This is a genomic window from Streptosporangium vulgare (assembly GCF_042428775.1).
GTDB classification, from domain to species: domain Bacteria; phylum Actinomycetota; class Actinomycetes; order Streptosporangiales; family Streptosporangiaceae; genus Streptosporangium; species Streptosporangium vulgare.
The window spans coordinates 1-545 of the sequence record NZ_JBHMBS010000179.1 but is presented as its reverse complement, the minus strand read 5'-3'; the positions used below and the strand labels follow the sequence as shown (position 1 = coordinate 545).

2 pseudogenes are annotated in these 545 nt (G+C 52.7%); both read right to left on the bottom strand.

Annotated features, from left to right (window positions below):
• A pseudogene (locus ACFFRH_RS45010) lies at window positions 1-409 on the bottom strand (hypothetical protein); the annotation flags it as partial.
• 30 nt (window positions 410-439) lie between these two features.
• Window positions 440-545, bottom strand: a pseudogene (gene ybfB, locus ACFFRH_RS45005) (protein YbfB); the annotation flags it as partial.

Genomic DNA, 545 nt, shown 5'->3' with positions numbered 1-545 from the left:
CCCAGCCGTACCAGGTCACTTGCGGTTTCCGTGACAGCGACATCCAGCCCGTCAGGTCCCGTTCACGCCGCCACACCCGTTTTGCCACCCTGCGGCCCAGCGGGTCGTAAAGATAGCGACTTTCGACCAGCGGCTCTTCATATTGTGTCCGCGTGTAGTGCACCAGCCGGTGCTGACTGTCGTAATGGTACCGGTGAGTCCGCTCATCATCCGTGCGGATAACCCCTTCCGGGATGAGGTCGGTTTTCTCTGTCAGCCTGCCGTGACGGTCATACCGGTAAAGATAGTGCGCGTCACGGGCGATACGGTTATCCGGCCACATGCTGAGGGCGCTGTCCGGGTGCAGCTCCGGGTCGGGCAGGCGGTTACCTGCCGGGTCTGTGGCATACGGGATATCAATGCCCAGGTTACATATAATAATAAGAGCAATTAACTTAATTTATTTGTTTATAATGCGCTTACTTAATACAAACCATTGAATATACCCTCCTGACAGAAAATAAAGCCATATTATTATCGCCATAATATACTTACTATCAATCCTT